Annotated in this window: 15 protein-coding genes; 3 read left to right on the top strand and 12 right to left on the bottom strand. The window is 30.0% G+C overall.

All coding sequences use genetic code 11. The annotated features are described in order from the left end of the window. Nucleotides 1-29: 29 nt before the first annotated feature. Together JJC01_02955 and lon are read right to left on the bottom strand one after the other, a co-directional pair. Entirely contained in the window at nucleotides 30-641 is a 612-nt protein-coding gene (locus JJC01_02955) for a YihA family ribosome biogenesis GTP-binding protein (GenBank protein ID UDN58840.1), read from the bottom strand. Beyond that, nucleotides 631-2,994: an endopeptidase La gene (lon, locus tag JJC01_02950; protein ID UDN58839.1), complete on the bottom strand. Its 2,364-nt coding sequence runs from the start codon at nucleotides 2,992-2,994 to the stop codon at nucleotides 631-633. Before lon ends, JJC01_02955 begins: the two co-directional genes overlap by 11 nt. A 171-nt stretch (nucleotides 2,995-3,165) precedes the next feature. On the opposite strand from lon, the gene JJC01_02945 reads away from it, so the two are divergent. Both JJC01_02945 and JJC01_02940 read left to right on the top strand, forming a co-directional pair. Next, entirely contained in the window at nucleotides 3,166-3,678 is a 513-nt protein-coding gene (locus JJC01_02945) for a chromate transporter (GenBank protein ID UDN58838.1), read from the top strand. Further along, the gene (locus tag JJC01_02940; protein ID UDN58837.1) at nucleotides 3,666-4,196 is read left to right on the top strand and encodes a chromate transporter; all 531 of its coding nucleotides are present in this window, start codon (nucleotides 3,666-3,668) and stop codon (nucleotides 4,194-4,196) included. The genes JJC01_02945 and JJC01_02940 overlap by 13 nt, the downstream gene beginning before the upstream one ends. A 60-nt stretch (nucleotides 4,197-4,256) precedes the next feature. Here JJC01_02940 and clpX read toward each other — a convergent pair whose 3' ends face one another. The 8 genes from clpX to JJC01_02900 all read right to left on the bottom strand — a co-directional run bounded on the left by clpX (nucleotide 4,257) and on the right by JJC01_02900 (nucleotide 13,398). Next, complete coding sequence (gene clpX, locus JJC01_02935) at nucleotides 4,257-5,507, bottom strand: ATP-dependent Clp protease ATP-binding subunit ClpX (protein ID UDN58836.1); 1,251 nt, start codon at nucleotides 5,505-5,507, stop codon at nucleotides 4,257-4,259. Between the two features lie 18 nt (nucleotides 5,508-5,525). After that, the gene (gene clpP / locus JJC01_02930) at nucleotides 5,526-6,110 is read right to left on the bottom strand and encodes an ATP-dependent Clp endopeptidase proteolytic subunit ClpP (GenBank protein UDN58835.1); all 585 of its coding nucleotides are present in this window, start codon (nucleotides 6,108-6,110) and stop codon (nucleotides 5,526-5,528) included. A 150-nt stretch (nucleotides 6,111-6,260) separates the two neighbouring features. Beyond that, the gene (locus tag JJC01_02925) at nucleotides 6,261-7,547 is read right to left on the bottom strand and encodes a trigger factor (protein ID UDN58834.1); all 1,287 of its coding nucleotides are present in this window, start codon (nucleotides 7,545-7,547) and stop codon (nucleotides 6,261-6,263) included. Between the two features lie 193 nt (nucleotides 7,548-7,740). Then, the gene (locus JJC01_02920; protein ID UDN58833.1) at nucleotides 7,741-8,211 is read right to left on the bottom strand and encodes a metallophosphoesterase; all 471 of its coding nucleotides are present in this window, start codon (nucleotides 8,209-8,211) and stop codon (nucleotides 7,741-7,743) included. Then, complete coding sequence (gene rph / locus JJC01_02915) at nucleotides 8,211-9,560, bottom strand: ribonuclease PH (protein ID UDN58832.1); 1,350 nt, start codon at nucleotides 9,558-9,560, stop codon at nucleotides 8,211-8,213. The genes JJC01_02920 and rph overlap by 1 nt, the downstream gene beginning before the upstream one ends. Before the next feature lie 158 nt (nucleotides 9,561-9,718). Then, on the bottom strand, nucleotides 9,719-11,743 hold the full coding sequence (gene ligA, locus JJC01_02910; GenBank protein ID UDN58831.1) for an NAD-dependent DNA ligase LigA: 2,025 nt from the start codon (nucleotides 11,741-11,743) through the stop codon (nucleotides 9,719-9,721). 186 nt (nucleotides 11,744-11,929) lie between these two features. Then, entirely contained in the window at nucleotides 11,930-12,868 is a 939-nt protein-coding gene (locus JJC01_02905) for a phosphoglycerate dehydrogenase (GenBank protein UDN58830.1), read from the bottom strand. Between the two features lie 107 nt (nucleotides 12,869-12,975). After that, nucleotides 12,976-13,398, bottom strand: a complete 423-nt coding sequence (locus JJC01_02900; GenBank protein ID UDN58829.1) for a DUF3783 domain-containing protein — start codon at nucleotides 13,396-13,398, stop codon at nucleotides 12,976-12,978. Between the two features lie 193 nt (nucleotides 13,399-13,591). Here JJC01_02900 and JJC01_02895 point away from each other — a divergent pair, with 193 nt between their 5' ends. Then, nucleotides 13,592-14,875: a conjugated bile salt MFS transporter gene (locus tag JJC01_02895; GenBank protein ID UDN58828.1), complete on the top strand. Its 1,284-nt coding sequence runs from the start codon at nucleotides 13,592-13,594 to the stop codon at nucleotides 14,873-14,875. 83 nt (nucleotides 14,876-14,958) lie between these two features. Here the strand turns inward: JJC01_02895 and JJC01_02890 are convergent, their stop codons facing one another. After that, on the bottom strand, nucleotides 14,959-15,474 hold the full coding sequence (locus JJC01_02890) for a 4Fe-4S dicluster domain-containing protein (GenBank protein ID UDN58827.1): 516 nt from the start codon (nucleotides 15,472-15,474) through the stop codon (nucleotides 14,959-14,961). Beyond that, nucleotides 15,474-16,850 (bottom strand): iron hydrogenase small subunit, encoded by a 1,377-nt coding sequence (locus JJC01_02885; GenBank protein ID UDN58826.1) that lies wholly within the window; start codon nucleotides 16,848-16,850, stop codon nucleotides 15,474-15,476. Before JJC01_02885 ends, JJC01_02890 begins: the two co-directional genes overlap by 1 nt. Between the last annotated feature and the right edge of the window lie 17 nt (nucleotides 16,851-16,867).

Genomic DNA, 16,867 nt, shown 5'->3' with positions numbered 1-16,867 from the left:
TTGATTTTAATATATATAAACACTTAAAATTAATCTACTGTTATTTCATATCCATGTTGATTGTATTGACTTACAATTTCTTCCCAAAGTTCTTCAACACCAGTCTTTTTTAGCGAAGAAACAGGAATTACTTTTTCACTACTCTCCATTTGCAATTTCTTTCTTATAATACTTATATGCTTTTGATATTGTCCTCTAGATATTTTGTCTGCCTTAGTTGCAATAACTACACAGTTATATCCAAAATGTTTTATCCATTCGTACATAAGTTTATCGTCTGCTGTAGGTTCATGTCTAATATCTACAAGTAGGAATATAGAACATAATTCTTGTCTACTTTCTAGATATCGTTCCATTATACCTCCCCATTTTTCTTTTTCAGATTTGGCTATTTTAGCATACCCATATCCTGGAAGGTCTACAAAATAAAATTCGTTATTTATAAGATAAAAATTTATAGTTCTAGTTTTTCCTGGTGTTTGACTAGTTCTAGCAAAGTTTCTTCTATTAAGTAATGTATTTATTATTGATGATTTTCCAACATTTGACCTACCAGCCAGAGCTATCTCTGGGATACCTTCTGCTGGATACTGTGATTTATTCACAGCACTCATAGTTATCTCTGAACTTCTAATTTTCATTTTTTTCACCACTCTTTAATAAAGCTTGTTCTAATACTTCATCCATATGCTCTACAAGCACAAACTCCATCTTTTCTTTTACATTTTCTGGTATCTCATCTAAATCAGCTTCACACTCTTTAGGAATTAGAACTTTTGTTATGCCAGCTCTATGAGCTGCTAATAGTTTTTCCTTAACTCCTCCTACAGCTAACACTCTACCTCTTAAAGTTATTTCTCCTGTCATAGCTATATTACCTGGTACAGGTCTCTTAGTAAGTGCTGAAATCACTGCAAGTGCCATAGTTATACCAGCTGATGGTCCATCTTTTGGAACAGCACCTTCTGGAATGTGTATATGAATATCATTAGTTTTATAAAAATCAGGGTCTATATCAAACTTGTCCACTATTGATCTTATATAAGAAATACCTGTCTTAGCAGATTCTTTCATAACATCTCCTAGTTTTCCAGTTAATACAATTTCACCCTTTCCTTTAAGCACATTTACCTCTACTTCAAGGGTAACTCCACCAACTGCTGTCCATGCAAGTCCATTTACAAGCCCTATTTGAGGATTAAGCTCTGCAAGTTGGTATTTAAACATATCTTTTCCAAGATATTTTTCTAAGTCAGACTTATTTACAACAACTTCTTCAAGTGTTGGGTCCTCAACATATTTTTTGGCAATTTTTCTACAAACTTTACCAATAGTTCTTTCTAATGTTCTTACTCCAGCTTCTCTTGTATAATGATTTATTATGCTTCTTAAAGTTTCATCATCCATTTTTACAAAATTCTCTTTTAAAGCATGCTCTTTAATTTGTTTTGGAAGTAAGTATTGTTTTGCTATATTTAACTTTTCTTCTTCTATATATCCAGATACTTCTATTACTTCCATTCTATCCAATAATGGTCTTGGAATATTGCTTAAACTGTTTGCTGTTGTAACAAATAGTATCTTTGATAAATCAAAAGGTATTTCTAAATAGTGGTCCACAAAATCCTTATTTTGCTCTGGGTCCAATACTTCCAGCATAGCTGAAGCTGGGTCACCTTTATAATCTGCTGCCATTTTATCTATCTCATCAAATAAAAACACAGGATTTTTAGTCTGAGCTTCTTTGACTCCATTAATTATTCTTCCTGGAATAGAACCTACATAAGTCCTTCTGTGTCCTCTTATTTCGGCTTCATCTCTAACGCCACCTAAAGATATTCTTACAAATTTTCTATTTAATGCTCTTGCTATTGATTTGACTATAGATGTTTTCCCTGTCCCTGGAGGTCCAACTAGACATATTATAGGACCTTTAAGTGATTTAGCAAGAGTTCTTATGGCTAAATACTCTAATATTCTTTCTTTAACCTTCTCCAGCCCGTAATGGTCCTCATCTAGTATAGCTTGTGCTTTAACTATATCTAGTTTATCCTTTGTTTCTTTATTCCATGGTAATGAAAATATAGTATCCAAATAATTTCTACTTACAGATACATCTGGAGACATTGAAGATATCTTTGAAAATTTATCAATTTCTTTTTCTATTTTCTCTTTAGTAGTTTTAGGTGCTTTTATTTTTTTAAGCTTTTCTCTATACTCATCTGCTTCAGAATTTATATCTTCTTCCTCACCTAATTCCTTTTGTATAGCTTTTAATTGCTCTCTAAGATAGTATTCTTTTTGAACTTTATTCATTTGTTTTTTAACTCTTAAAGTTATCTTTTTTTCTATTTTTAATATATCTATCTCTTCTAGTAATATAGAATATATAAGTTCAAGTCTTTTCTTAATATCAAATTCTTCTAATATTTCTTGTTTCTGACTTGATTTTAGATAAATATTTGCAGCTATTGTATCTATAAATCTATCTACATCTTCTATATCAGCTAAAGATATCAATATTTCTGGTGATACTCTATTTCCAATATTTATATACTCTTCAAAAGCATCAAATACATTTCTTACAAATGCTTCAATTTCAACTTCTGTTTCACTATCTAAATTATCACTATCAAAAACAATTTCTTCTATTACTGCTCTAAAGTATCCTTCTTCTTGCTCTATTTTTTTAACTCTACCTCTTGATACACCCTCAACCAAAACACGAACTGTATCTCCTGGTAATTTTATCATTTGTTTAACTTTACAAATTGTTCCTACATGATAAAAATCCTCTTCACCTGGTTCATCAACATCTGCTTCTTTTTGAGATGTTAAAAATATAAGTTCTTCATCCATCATAGCTTGGTCTAAAGCTTTAAGAGATATTTCTCTTCCTATATCAAAATTTAATATCATATATGGAAATATTGCTAATCCCCTCAAAGGGATTAATGGTAATTCATGATCTATTTTAGTATAATTTTGTTCCATCAACATTACTCCTTTTCTAGTTTAATTATTTTGCATTTTATATTATATATTTGCACATGTTAATTTTCAACATTAACAATAACTTCTTGGCATATTATATTATTATTTTATTATGATATAATATTAATGTTAGTATACTTAGATGTTATTTATCATTTGGAGGTTTCTATTATGTTGAAATTGTTTTTAACCTTTTTAAAAATTGGTGCGTTTACATTTGGTGGTGGATACGCTATGGTTCCTCTTATACAAGATGAACTTGTAAACAAACAAAAACTTTTAGAGCAGGAAGAATTTATCGATTATCTATCCATAGCTCAAAGTTATCCTGGAGTACTAGCAATTAATATATCTGTATTATTAGGATATAAGCTTTATGGTATACCAGGAGTTCTTATATGTACCCTAGGCTCTGCTCTACCGTCATTTTGTATAGTCTTAGTATTGTCATATTTATACTTTAAAAATTCCTCATCTAAAATTCTAGATGGATTTTTTAAAGGAGTTGCGCCTGTAGTAATAGCTCTTATATTGTATTCTTTTACAAGCATGTTTAAGAAACTGCCAAAGTCTAAAACTAACATACTACTATTAATTATAGCAGTTTTATCTGTTGGTGTATTCAATATAAGTCCTATTTATTTAATAATTGGAGGAGGTGTATATAGTCTATGTCAGAAATAACACTACTCTTCTTAATATTCCTTAAAATAGGAGCCTTTAGTTTTGGTGGTGGTTATGCTATGCTACCATTTATTCAACAAGAATTTATATCTAAATACCACCTTATAACTAATCAAGAGTTCTTAGATTTACTTGCTATATCACAATCTACGCCAGGTCCTGTAGCAATAAATAGTGCTACATTTGTTGGATTTAAGACTGCTGGTTTTTTTGGTTCTTTATCTGCAACTATCGGTGTTACAGTATTTGCATTAGTAGGTTTAACCATTATATCAAAGTTATTTGCTAAGTTCAAAAATAATAAAAAGGTAGAGAATTTATTAATGGTACTTAGACCAATTACTCTAGGTTTTATACTGTCAGCCGCTTTTTCATCTGCAAAAGAAGTTAATTGGGACTTATATGGAATAATCGCATTTGCAGCATCATTCTATCTTCTATATAAGGGAAAAATTGGCTCTATTGCAATTGTATTCGTCTTTGGTATTATAGGTATTCTACTCACATTTTTATCATAATAATACCTAATTTCATATTAGCATAAAAAAAGGAGCCTTTTAAAGCTCCTTTTCATCATCTTATGCACTTTCCTCTTGATCCTTAAGTACTATGATAGGATTTACTGAGTCTTCGTTCACAGATTTCTCTGTTACTATAACCTTCTTTATATTATCTCTAGATGGTACTTCAAACATAGTTTCCATCATTACACTTTCAACTATACTTCTAAGTCCTCTAGCTCCTGTATTTCTTTCTATAGCCTTTTTAGCTATTGCACGAAGAGCATCATCTTCAAATTCTAGTTCAACATCATCTAACTCTAATAATTTCTTATATTGTTTTACTAGAGCATTTTTAGGTTGTTGTAGTATTTGCATTAGTGCATCTTCATCCAGCAATTCTAAAGTAGCTAAAACTGGTATTCTTCCTATAAATTCAGGTATTATACCATACTTTAATAAATCCTCTGGAAGTACTTTTTCATATAACTTCCCTAAATCTAATTCTTTTTTACTTTCTATCTTAGCTCCAAATCCTAGTGTCTTATCTCCACCACGTTTTTGGATTATCTTTTCTAGCCCATCAAAAGCTCCACCTAATATAAATAATACATTTGTAGTATCTATCTTTAAAAATTCTTGATGAGGATGTTTTCTTCCTCCTTGTGGTGGGACATTTGCAACAGTACCTTCTAATATTTTTAAAAGAGCTTGTTGAACACCCTCTCCACTAACATCTCTAGTTATAGATGGATTTTCAGATTTTCTTGCAATCTTATCTATCTCATCTATATATATTATACCTCTTTCAGCTTTTTCTATATCAAAATCAGCAGCTTGAATAAGTTTTAAAAGTATATTTTCAACATCTTCTCCAACATATCCAGCCTCCGTTAGTGATGTAGCATCTGCCATTGCAAAAGGTACATTTAAAGTTCTAGCTAAAGTCTGTGCTAATAATGTCTTACCAGAACCTGTAGGCCCTAATAAAAGTATATTACTCTTTTGGATTTCTATATCCTTGCTACTAGACTTTTTACTATATATTCTCTTGTAATGATTGTAAACTGCAACTGATAAAGCTTTTTTAGCTTTTTCTTGACCTATTACATAATCATTTAAGATATTCATCATTTCTTTTGGTTTTGGTAAAGATGTAGTATCTTCATCTATAGTATCTTCTATTTCTTCTTGAATAATTTCGTCACAAAGTTCAACACACTCATCACAAATGTATACATTTGGACCTGCAATTAATCTTCTTACTTGATCTTGATTTTTACCGCAGAATGAACACTTTAATTGTCGTTTCTCTTCGTATTTAGACATATTAACACCTCTCTCTATCTACGGTCTCTTTGTAAATACTTCATCTATTAAGCCATATTCCTTAGCTTCTGATGCACTCATGAAGTTATCACGTTCAGTATCCATTTTGATTTTCTCTAATGGCTGACCAGTTCTTTCAGATAATATTTCATTTAAAGTTTCTTTTATTTTTAAAATTCTCTTTGCGTGAATTTCTATATCTGTTGCTTGACCTTGAGCTCCACCTAATGGTTGATGTATCATTATCTCACTATTTGGTAGTGCTAGTCTTTTTCCTTTTGCTCCTGCTGCCAACAAGAATGCTCCCATAGAAGCAGCCATACCTATACATATAGTACTTACATCTGGTTTGATGTATTGCATAGTATCATATATAGCCATTCCAGAAGTTATACTTCCTCCTGGAGAATTTATATATAAATGTATATCTTTGTCTGGGTCTTCAGCTTCTAAGAATAATAGCTGTGCTACTATAAGCCCTGCTGTGGCATCATTAACTTGATCTCCTAAGAAGATTATTCTGTCCTTTAATAGTCTAGAGAAGATGTCATAAGATCTTTCTCCTCTTCCTGTTTGTTCAACAACTACAGGTACTAATGCCATGGTTTCATACCCCCTTTATTCTATATAATTTACAGTAGCTTTTTTAAGCTACTGTAAATTATTTTACGCATTTAACTAAATTATATTTGCACAACATTATATACTAAACATTCTATAACGTCAACTATATTAGTTATAGCGGTTATTTTATTAAGCTATTGTCGCACTTTCAACTAATAAGTCTATTGTCTTTCTTATTTTTATTTGTCCTTTTATATCTTCCTTATCAGCATCTCTTAAAGTAGTTTCTATTTTTTCTACTTCCATATTGTAAGCAGAAGCCATTTTTTCTAATTCAGCTTTAAATTCTTCTTCTGTTGCTTCAATTCCTTCAGCTTTAGTTATTGCTTCCAATACTAGAGAAGATTTAACTAATTTTTTAGCATCTTCTTTTCTTTCTTCTCTTAATTCTTCCATAGTTCTACCAGTCATCTCTAGTAATTGTTGTAATCCAAATCCTTGATATTGTAATTGGTAGTTAAGTTCGTTTAACATATTATCTATTTGATGTTCTACCATAACTTCTGGTATTTCTATTTCTGTATTTTCAGCAACTTTTTCTACTACTGAATTTCTAATTTCTGCATCTGCTTTATTTTTAGCTTCTTCTTCTAATTTAGCTCTTACATCTGCTTTTAATTCATCTAAAGTATCAAATTCACTAGTATCTTTAGCAAATTCATCATCTAATACAGATAATTCTTTTACTTTTACATCATTTACTTTTACATTAAATACAACTGGCTTTCCAGCTAAATCTTCTGAGTGGTATTCTTCTGGGAAAGTAACATTAACTTCAACTTCTTCACCAGCTTTTTTACCTACTAATTGCTCTTCAAATCCTGGTATAAATGTGTTTGAACCTATAACTAAGTTATAATTTTCACCTTTACCACCATCAAAAGCTACACCATTGTCAAAACCTTCAAAGTCTATTATAGCTGTATCTCCATCTTCTAAAGCTTTGTCTTCAACACTTACTAATCTAGCATTTTTTTCAACCATTTCTTGTAATTTAGCTTCAACATTTTCATCACTTACAGTATTCTCAACCTTAGCTACTTCTATACCCTTATAGTTTCCTAATTCAAACTCTGGTTTAACTTCAACATTAAGAACCATAACTAATCCATTGTCTTTGCTTATTTCTTCTATATCTAAATCTGGATTGTCTATTGGATCTATATCTAATTCCTTGATAGCTTCTGGATAAACTTCTGGGAATAACACTTCTATAGCATCATTATAGAAGATACCTTTTCCATATTGAGTTTCTATAACAATTCTTGGAGCTTTACCTTTTCTGAATCCAGGTATATTATATTTGCTTTTGCTTTTATTATAAGCCTTATTTACTGCTGCTTCAAATTTATTGTTATCTACTGTTATTTTTAAAGTAACTTTATTACCCTCTTTTTTAATTAGTTCTGCTTTCATCCTTCTAATCCTCCTAGTGATATTTATGTAATACCCGATAATGGTATCATAATTCATTCTATTTATAATTCAACCACTTAATTATATCACATAAGTTTTTTTATTTACAAGTGTTCCATTAATATCGTTGTACTTATTTGATAAAATTTAATTTTTTGAGTGTTTTTTGCTATTTTTTTAGATAAATACACCTTTATATGCGTATTTCCTCTATATTTATATCATCTTCTTCTATCTCCATAATTACAAAACTCTTATACGATACTCCTCTTGGAAGTGAAGTACTTCCAGGATTTATGTAAAGCACACCATTTTTAATTTCTCTAAATGGAGTATGAGTATGACCGAATATAACTATGTCAGCATTAACTTCAGTAGCTTTATTTTCTAACATTTGTGTTCCATATTTTACACCATACTTATCACCATGGCATAAAAATATAGTCTTATTTGCTACTTCAAAGACAAGTTCTTCTTCTATAGCATCAAAATCACAATTTCCTTTAACTGCAATAATTCCCACTTTAGTCATATTATGAAGATATCTTGAGTCTGTAAAGTTGTCTCCTGCATGAATTATTAAGTCACATTCTTCTAAATATGGTATTGTCTTTTCCATATTTTTAATCATCATATGTGTATCACTTATTATGCCTATTCTCATTACTTCACTACCCTTTTCATAAACTCTTGTTTCATAATCTTTAGTCCATTTGCTCTGTGGCTGATTGAATTTTTTATAACACTAGGTATTTCACCAAAAGTTTTATTATATCCCTTTACTATAAACAAGCTATCATATCCAAAACCATTTTTGCCCTTTTCTTCAAAGCCTATCATTCCTTCACAAATTCCTCTTACTACAAATTCTTTTCCATCTGGAAAAACTACTGCTATTGCAGAGACAAATCTTGCATTTCTTTTACTCATTGGCACATTTTGCATGGCTTTTAATAGCTTTTCTCTATTTTCTTCATCTGTAGCATGCTCTCCTGCATATCTAGCTGAATAAACACCTGGTTTTTTGCCTAATGCATCTACCTCTAAACCAGAATCATCTGCTATAGCTATAAGTTTAGTTTTTCTAGCTATTGTTCTAGCTTTTATCAATGCATTATGCTCAAATGTTTTTCCATCCTCTATTATTTCTATACCTGCTAAATCAACATCTTTTAGAGAATATACAGTATATTCAAAGTCCTTTAAGATTGCACCTATTTCTTCTAACTTATGAGCATTATTAGTAGCAATAACAACTTCATTGCCATAATCCATACCTAATATCTCATCTGCTATTTCACCTAAAACATCCCTTTGATGCCTTATTAGTTCTTTATTCCCTTTTTCTCCTAACTCTAACAATAAATTTAAATCTTTTCTTGAAAAAGGTTTCTCTTCACCAGTCCCCTGTACTTCTACAAACTCACACTTATCAGTCATTATTATATTCATATCTACCTGTGCTTTAGAATCTTCTTCGTAACATAAATCTAGCATATGAGTTTCATTTACTATTCCGACACTAATTGCAGATACAAAATTTGTTATTGGCATTTCTTTTAATGTTTTTGCTTTATATAATTTATAGATTGCTTCTGCAACTGCTACAAACGCCCCAGTTATAGATGCAGTTCTAGTTCCACCATCAGCTTGAATCACATCACAATCTACCCAAATAGTTCTTTCTCCTAATTTATTTAAGTCTATAACAGACCTTATCGCTCTTCCTATTAACCTTTGTATCTCTTGAGTTCTTCCGTCGATTTTTCCTCTAGATGCGTCCCTTATTTTTCTCTGTTGAGTTGCCCTTGGTAACATTGAATATTCAGCATTTATCCACCCAGTACCACTATTTCTCAAAAAAGGAGGTACTTTTTCTTCCACTGATGCAGTACATATAACCTTTGTCTCTCCCATTTCTATAAGAACAGAACCTTCTGCGTACTTTGTATAATTTCTAGTAATCTTTACAGGTCTTATCTGTTCATTAGTTCTATCATAACTTCTGGTCATTTTTTATATCCTTTCCTAATCCTTAATATATTTTATAAATTTATTTTTATAAGTTTTAATTTTATTAATCTCATATAATGTCATTTTTCATAATTCGATAGCTTACTGAACTATTCTATCATTAATTATAGTAGTTTTCTACTAAATTAAGTGACTTTTTAGCCCTCTAATACAGCTTTTACTTCATCTTTCGATAATAAAGTTAATAATTCTAAAAATCTCTCTTCATCTATAACTTTAATTCCTAAATCATTTGCTTTTGTAAGTTTAGAGCCAGCTTCTTCTCCAGCTAAAACAAAAGTTGTCGATTTACTTACACTAGATGTAGCTTTTCCACCTCTTTTTTCTATCATATCTTTTGCATCATTTCTTTTTAATGTGGGAAGTGTACCAGTCAATACTATTTTCATTCCTTCAAATATTCTTTCTACTGTTTCACCTGTATTTTCTAATGATTTTGTATTTACTCCTACACTTTTTAGTTTTTCTATGACATTTATATTTTTATCTTCCTTAAAAAACTCAACAACACTATTTGCCATTATACTCCCAAATTCCTCTAAATCTTCTAATTGCTCAATTGTTGCAGAAATCACATCATCTAAATCTTTAAATTTTGAAGCAAGTATCTTAGCTGCCTTAACGCCTATAAATTTAATTCCTAAACCATTTATAAGTCTCCATAAATCATTTTCTTTTGACTTTTCTATTGAATTTATTAAATTATCAGCAGATTTTTCACCCATTCTTTCTAAATCAACTACATCTTCCTGTTTTATATAATATAAATCAGACACATCTTGAATTATTTTTTCATTTAGCAACAATGTAATTATAGATTCTCCTAAACCATCTATATTCATCGCGTCTCTTGATACAAAATGTATAATTCCCCTTCTTATTTGAGCTGGACAAGACATATTTATACACTTTACAGCAGCTTCTCCTTCTAATCTTACTGTTGGTTCTGAACAAACAGGGCATTTTTCTGGCATTTTAAAATCTACTTCCTCCCCAGTACGAGCTTCTTTTATAACTTCTAAAACTTGAGGTATTATATCTCCTGCTTTTTGAACCAATACTGTATCATTTATTTTTATGTCCTTCTCTTTTATATAGTCTTCATTATGAAGTGTTGCTCTACTTACAGTAGTACCAGCAAGTCTAACTGGTTCAAGTACTGCTGATGGTGTTATTGTACCAGTTCTTCCAACTTCTACTATTATATCTACTATTTTAGTTTTTTTCTTTTCTGCTGGAAATTTATATGCAATTGCCCATCTTGGGCTCTTTGCCGTATATCCCATCTCTTCCCTTTGTTTTATATTATTTACTTTTATTACCATTCCATCTATCTCGTATTCTAAATTACCTCTATTTTCTGTCCAATGTTCAATATGTTCGATAACTTCATCTATATTTTTACAAACTTTATAATTTTGACTTACTGAAAAGCCTAGCTTTTCTAAATATTCTAAGGATTCGCTGTGACTTTTTAAGTCATAATCTTCTATATTTTCCATATTGAATACAAATATATCTAGTGGTCTCTTTGCAGTTAATTTTGAGTCTAATTGTCTTAATGAACCTGCTGCAAGATTTCTTGGATTAGCAAATAGTGGTTGTTCCTGTTCTTCTTGTTGTTCATTCACTTTTCTAAAGTTATCTTTTGATATATAGACTTCTCCTCTAACTATTAACTCTTTTTTTTCATCTATTTTAAGAGGTATGCTTTTGACCGTCATTAAATTTTGAGAAATATCTTCTCCCACAATCCCATCACCTCTAGTTGCTCCTTTTTCAAACGCTCCATTATCATAGGTAAGACCTACTGAAAGCCCATCTATTTTAAATTCAACAACGTATTCAACATTGTCTCCCACATAATCTTGAACTCTCTTATCAAAATCTCTCAAATCTTGTTCTGAAAAAGCATTTGATAAACTTAGCATAGGAGTTTTATGTACAATTTGATTAAATTTATCTAATGGCTTACCTCCTACTCTATTTGTTGGAGAATCAACTCTCTTTAGTTCTGGATTTTGTTCTTCCAAAGATATTAGTTCTTTCATTAGCTTGTCATATTCGTAGTCCGATATTTCTGGGCTATCTTGGTTATAATACCTTTCATTATGATAGTTTATTTGTTCTATAAGTTTATTAATTTCATTTTTAACGCTCACTCTTAGCACCTCTTCATATTTTTTAAATTGAATCATTTTAAAATTTCCCTATAATTAATTATTTCCTATTTATATATTTTTTAGTATATCACTTTTTTGACTTTAAATTTATTACAAAAAAAACTCTTATAGTATCTCTAACAATACCAATAAGAGTTTTTTATTTTCATTAGAATTTTTATATATTTAATAACCTTTTGATATATCTACAACATTATCTACAGGTTTATTTTCTATTATATAATGTTTTAAATTATTATAGACCATATTAAATGTTCTCTCTTTATTTTTATCAGACACCCAAGAGTTATGAGGAGTTACTATAACATTTTCAAGCTCCCATAGTTTATTATCTTTACTTAAAGGCTCACTTTCAAATACATCTAACGCTACACCTCTAAACTTCTCTACACAATCTTCTAAATCTTTCTGATTAATGGTGTTTCCTCTACCTACATTAATAAATACAGAACCTTCTTTCATAAGATTAAACATATCTTTATTTACTATTCCGTCTGTACTCTTTGTAGAAGGCATTGCTACGACTATTATGTCACATTCCTTAAATACAACATCCATATCTTCAGTAGAAAAACACTTGTCAAAGTATTTTTTATTACTTCCATCAGTATTGACTCCCCATATTTCTACACCAAAGGCCTTTAACCTTTTAGCTGCTTCTGATGATATAGTTCCTGTTCCAAGAAATCCAACCCTTTGACCATATAATTCTGATACAGAAAAATCCATTTTCCATTCTTTATTTTTCTGTTGTTTAAAAAATTTTGCACTATTTTTATAAATTTCTAAAATATACATAACAATGCTTTCACCAATAGGTATACTATACCCGCCTCTATTGTTAGCTATTTTGATATCTCTTTTTAACACATCTTCTTTTGGTATTTGGTCTATACCTACACTTGTTGTTTGTATATATTTTAAATTTTCCATTTTGGAAATATCTAGTCTGTCAAAAGGATTATATGTAACTAGCACATCTGCAGTGTTTACATCTTCATTATTTTCTATACTATCTTCAGAATAATGTATAACATCATATCCTAATTCATTTATTTTTTTAAATTTTTCTTCTCCATAATTTATTGTAAATAATACTTTCATTTTACTTTCCTCCATCCACTTATATTAAGATTTTTATATCTTACAGTATAATATGATACTTAACACATATTAGTTAAATTTATTAGAAGATGGTTCTAAAAACTAATTTACTTATGCTCAATTGTTTTTCCTGAAGACATAGCATTGCGTTCTTGAACTAAATTTTCTATTAAATTATTTAATGTCCAATCAATAGATGTCTCTGTTACCATTGCTGTAAAAGGTCTATTTATTCTTACTTTTTTCAATCCTTCTAAAAATGCATTTACTTGTGTGCTGGAAATATTATTAAATATTACAGACTTACTTTTAATTCCATTATCACATTCACTTGATATATTCCCATCCAAAATATCTCTTACTATGTTTTCACCATTTTTATCACTTAAAATGATATGGTCTCTTATTCCAGCAAAATTACTAACATTTTTAATTAATGATAATTCTTTTTGATTAAAATTTACAAACATAATACATTTCCTGCTGTGTATTTTATCTAGATTATTATTATTTATTTTTTCAAATGACATTTTATCCATCCTTTCATTTATCTATATATTTTAATTTACCCTATCTATTTAAAATAATCAATTTTTACAGATAATTTTTATATTAATACCCCAAATTACATACAACTAATTCATCTATCCAAAACTAATATATAAATTTAGAATAATTAGATTAATATTTACAAATTATAATCTAAAGGAGAGATATCATACCATGAAGACACTACTAAACAAAAATTTTAGCATTAAAAACTTTTCATCTGCTTGGATTATAGTACTTGGTTGCATGTTGATACAAGCTATACCATTTAGTATTGTAGCAAGTATACAGCCTCAGTTTATAAGTTATGTTGTAGAAGGAGAAGGTTTTAGATTAGCATCTTTTTCTCTAATATTTACTTTTGGTACTATTGCTTCAGCAATTGCTTCACCATTTATAGGTAAATTATTTTCCAAGGTCAATGTTAAGATATTATATTTATTAGGCTGTATAATTTCTAGCATTGGTTTTGCTACATTTTCTATATGTACTGAACTATGGCAATTTTATACAGTATCATGCATCGTACAAATTGGAGCTACAATTATATCTGCGATAGGAATACCAATTTTAATAAGTGCTTGGTTTGATGAAAAAAGTAAAGGAAAAGCTATGGGCTTTGCTTTTGCTGGTGGCTCTATTGGTAGTATATTTCTACAACAACTTGTAGTTCGTTCATTAGCATCTCAAGGATATAGCCGTTCTTATCTAACATTTGGAATTGTAGCACTAATAGTTGGTATACCTGTGACATTATTTATGCTTAAAATGCCTAAAGATACTAATGAGAAAATAAACTCTAAAATAAAAAATGATGAAACACCTAATAAAATATCCCCTTCAGTATGGGGTTATACGTTAAAAGAGGCTAAAAAGAATAAATATTTTTGGATTATGACAATTGGATTTGCTTTTGTAGGTATATATGTTTCATCATTATCTGTACAATATCCGACCTACCTTAGAAATTATATAAATCCAATTTTAATAGGAACAGTAGGTTCCACTTTTGCATTATTTGCTCTTATTGGTAATTTATTTGGAGGATTATTGTTTGATAAATTTGGTCAAATAAAACCACTGATTATATCTTTTATATTTGTACTTATAGCTACTTTATCATTACTATTTGTCGATAAATCTTCTAATCTTGCATTTGTATTTGCTATTTTAAAGGGTCTTTCTGTATTTGCTTATATGATAGGACCTGCTTATTTAACTGGTGCTTTTTTTGGTCAAAAGGAGTTTGGCAGTATTTTTGGAATTGTTCAGTTAATTTTTGCAATTGGATTTGCACTTGGTTCAACATTATTTGGATTACTCGTTGATAATTTTGGCTATAAATTCTCTTGGTCTATTATAATTTTATCAGTTATAGTCGCCTATGCTTTACTTATCACAGCTTCTATGGGAATGACAAAGTTAAATAAGAAAAGGTTAGATAAATTGGCACAATAATTAATTCTTAATCCCTATAAAAATTATACAAAAAAGATGGAGACTCTAATAACAACTAGAACTCCATCTTTTTATTAATTATATTATAATATAGCTAACTTTCTTTTATTTTTAACAGTATTATCTATATCCTCATCTTTAACTATAGTAAATGCTTTTGTTGGACATACATTTACACATGCTGGTCCTTCTGGTGAATCTATGCAAAAATCACATTTGTTTGCTGTCATTCTTTCTCTAAAGCAAAGCTTTCCTTTGTCTATATCTTTTAGTGTAACTATATCTATTGCTCCTATAGGACATGCCAGCATACAAGTCTTACATCCTATACAATTTTCTTCATTTATTTTTATTGTATTACCCACCCTAACTATACCACCATTTGGACAGGCCTTTGCACAAGGAGCATCCTCACAATGTCTACATTGTATTGGAGCACTAACTTCCTTTGTTTTTATGACAGAAAGTTTTGGATTAAAGTTTATCTCGTCTGGACTTTTGTAAAAAATATCTTCATCTGAATGTGCAACCACACATCCTATCATACAAGTTCTACATCCTATGCACTTATCAGGGTCTGCTATAACAAAATAATTCATTACTTAGCCACTTCCTTTCCTATACAGTATGTAGTGTGTAATAAATGATGAGATTTTTCTCCTAATGGCTCCACTAGATATTCATCATATAATTTTTTAATGTCAGAATTTTCATGAGATTTTCTAATTGCCAAGTGTTCATCATGCACATATGTTGCTTTTGTTCTATTTTCATAGGCTAATTCTTTATATTCTTCTAGTAAAATTTTTGGCTGACCTCCACCACTTACACATCCAACAGGACAAGTCATAACCTCTATAAAATCTATATCCAACTTTCCTTTTTCTAAATCTTCAAGTACTGGTATTACATTTTGCAGTCCACTTACTACACCAACTCTTAAGTCTAAATCTCCTACCTTAATAGTTGATTTTCTAAAACCACTTTCTCCTCGTACTTGTTTTACTTCTACATTAGGTATGCTTTCTCCAGTTATAAGCTCATAACCTGTTCTTATAGCTGCTTCCATAACTCCACCAGTAACACCAAATATAGTTCCAGCTCCACTGTAACTACCTAAAGGGCTGTCAAACTTTTCTTCTCTTAAATTTTTAAAATCAATTCCCATGTCTTTTATTAGGTAAGCTAGTTCTCTAGTAGTTAACACTACATCTACATCTCTATATCCACTAGAATCCATCTCTTCTCTATCACATTCATACTTTTTACATGTGCATGGCATTATAGAAACACTAAATATTTTAGATGCATCCACATTATTTATTTCTGCGCCATATGTCTTAAATATTACGCCACCCATCTGTTGAGGTGATTTACAAGAAGATAAGTGATTAGTTAACTTAGGATAATTTTTTTCCATAAATTTAACCCAAGCTGGACAACAAGATGTAAACATTGGAAGAGTTCCACCTTCTGTAACCCTCTTAATTAACTCACTACCTTCTTCCATTATAGTTAAATCAGCTGCGAAATTAGTATCATAAACTCTATCAAATTTTAATGCTCTAAGCGCTGCTGCCATTTTTCCAGCACCTAAATATCCTAGATAGTATCCAAAATCCTCTCCCAAAGCTACTCTAACTGCTGGTGCACATTGAACCATAGTAAATACATCTGGGTCACTTAAAGCTTTTTTTACCCTATCTACATCGCATACATTATGTGCTGCGAATATAGGTTCATTTATTGATTCTGGTATTTTTCGTTCTTGTTTTTTATCTTTCAAAAACTCAAATCCTTCATCTATAACTGAAGCATACGATTTACAAGTTTGAACACATTGACCACACATAACACATCTATCTGGGTTTATCTCTTGTGGTTTTCCTTCTTCCCCCTCAATAGCATTTACTGGACATACCTTTGAACATTCTCTGCATCCAGTACATAAATCTTTATCTATATTTATTATCATAAACGTCACCCCTTTAT

Source organism: Clostridioides sp. ES-S-0010-02, assembly GCA_020641055.1.
Classification (GTDB): Bacteria; Bacillota; Clostridia; order Peptostreptococcales; family Peptostreptococcaceae; genus Clostridioides.
The sequence above is the reverse complement of the archived record's forward strand: the minus strand, read 5'-3'. Positions and strand labels throughout refer to the sequence as shown.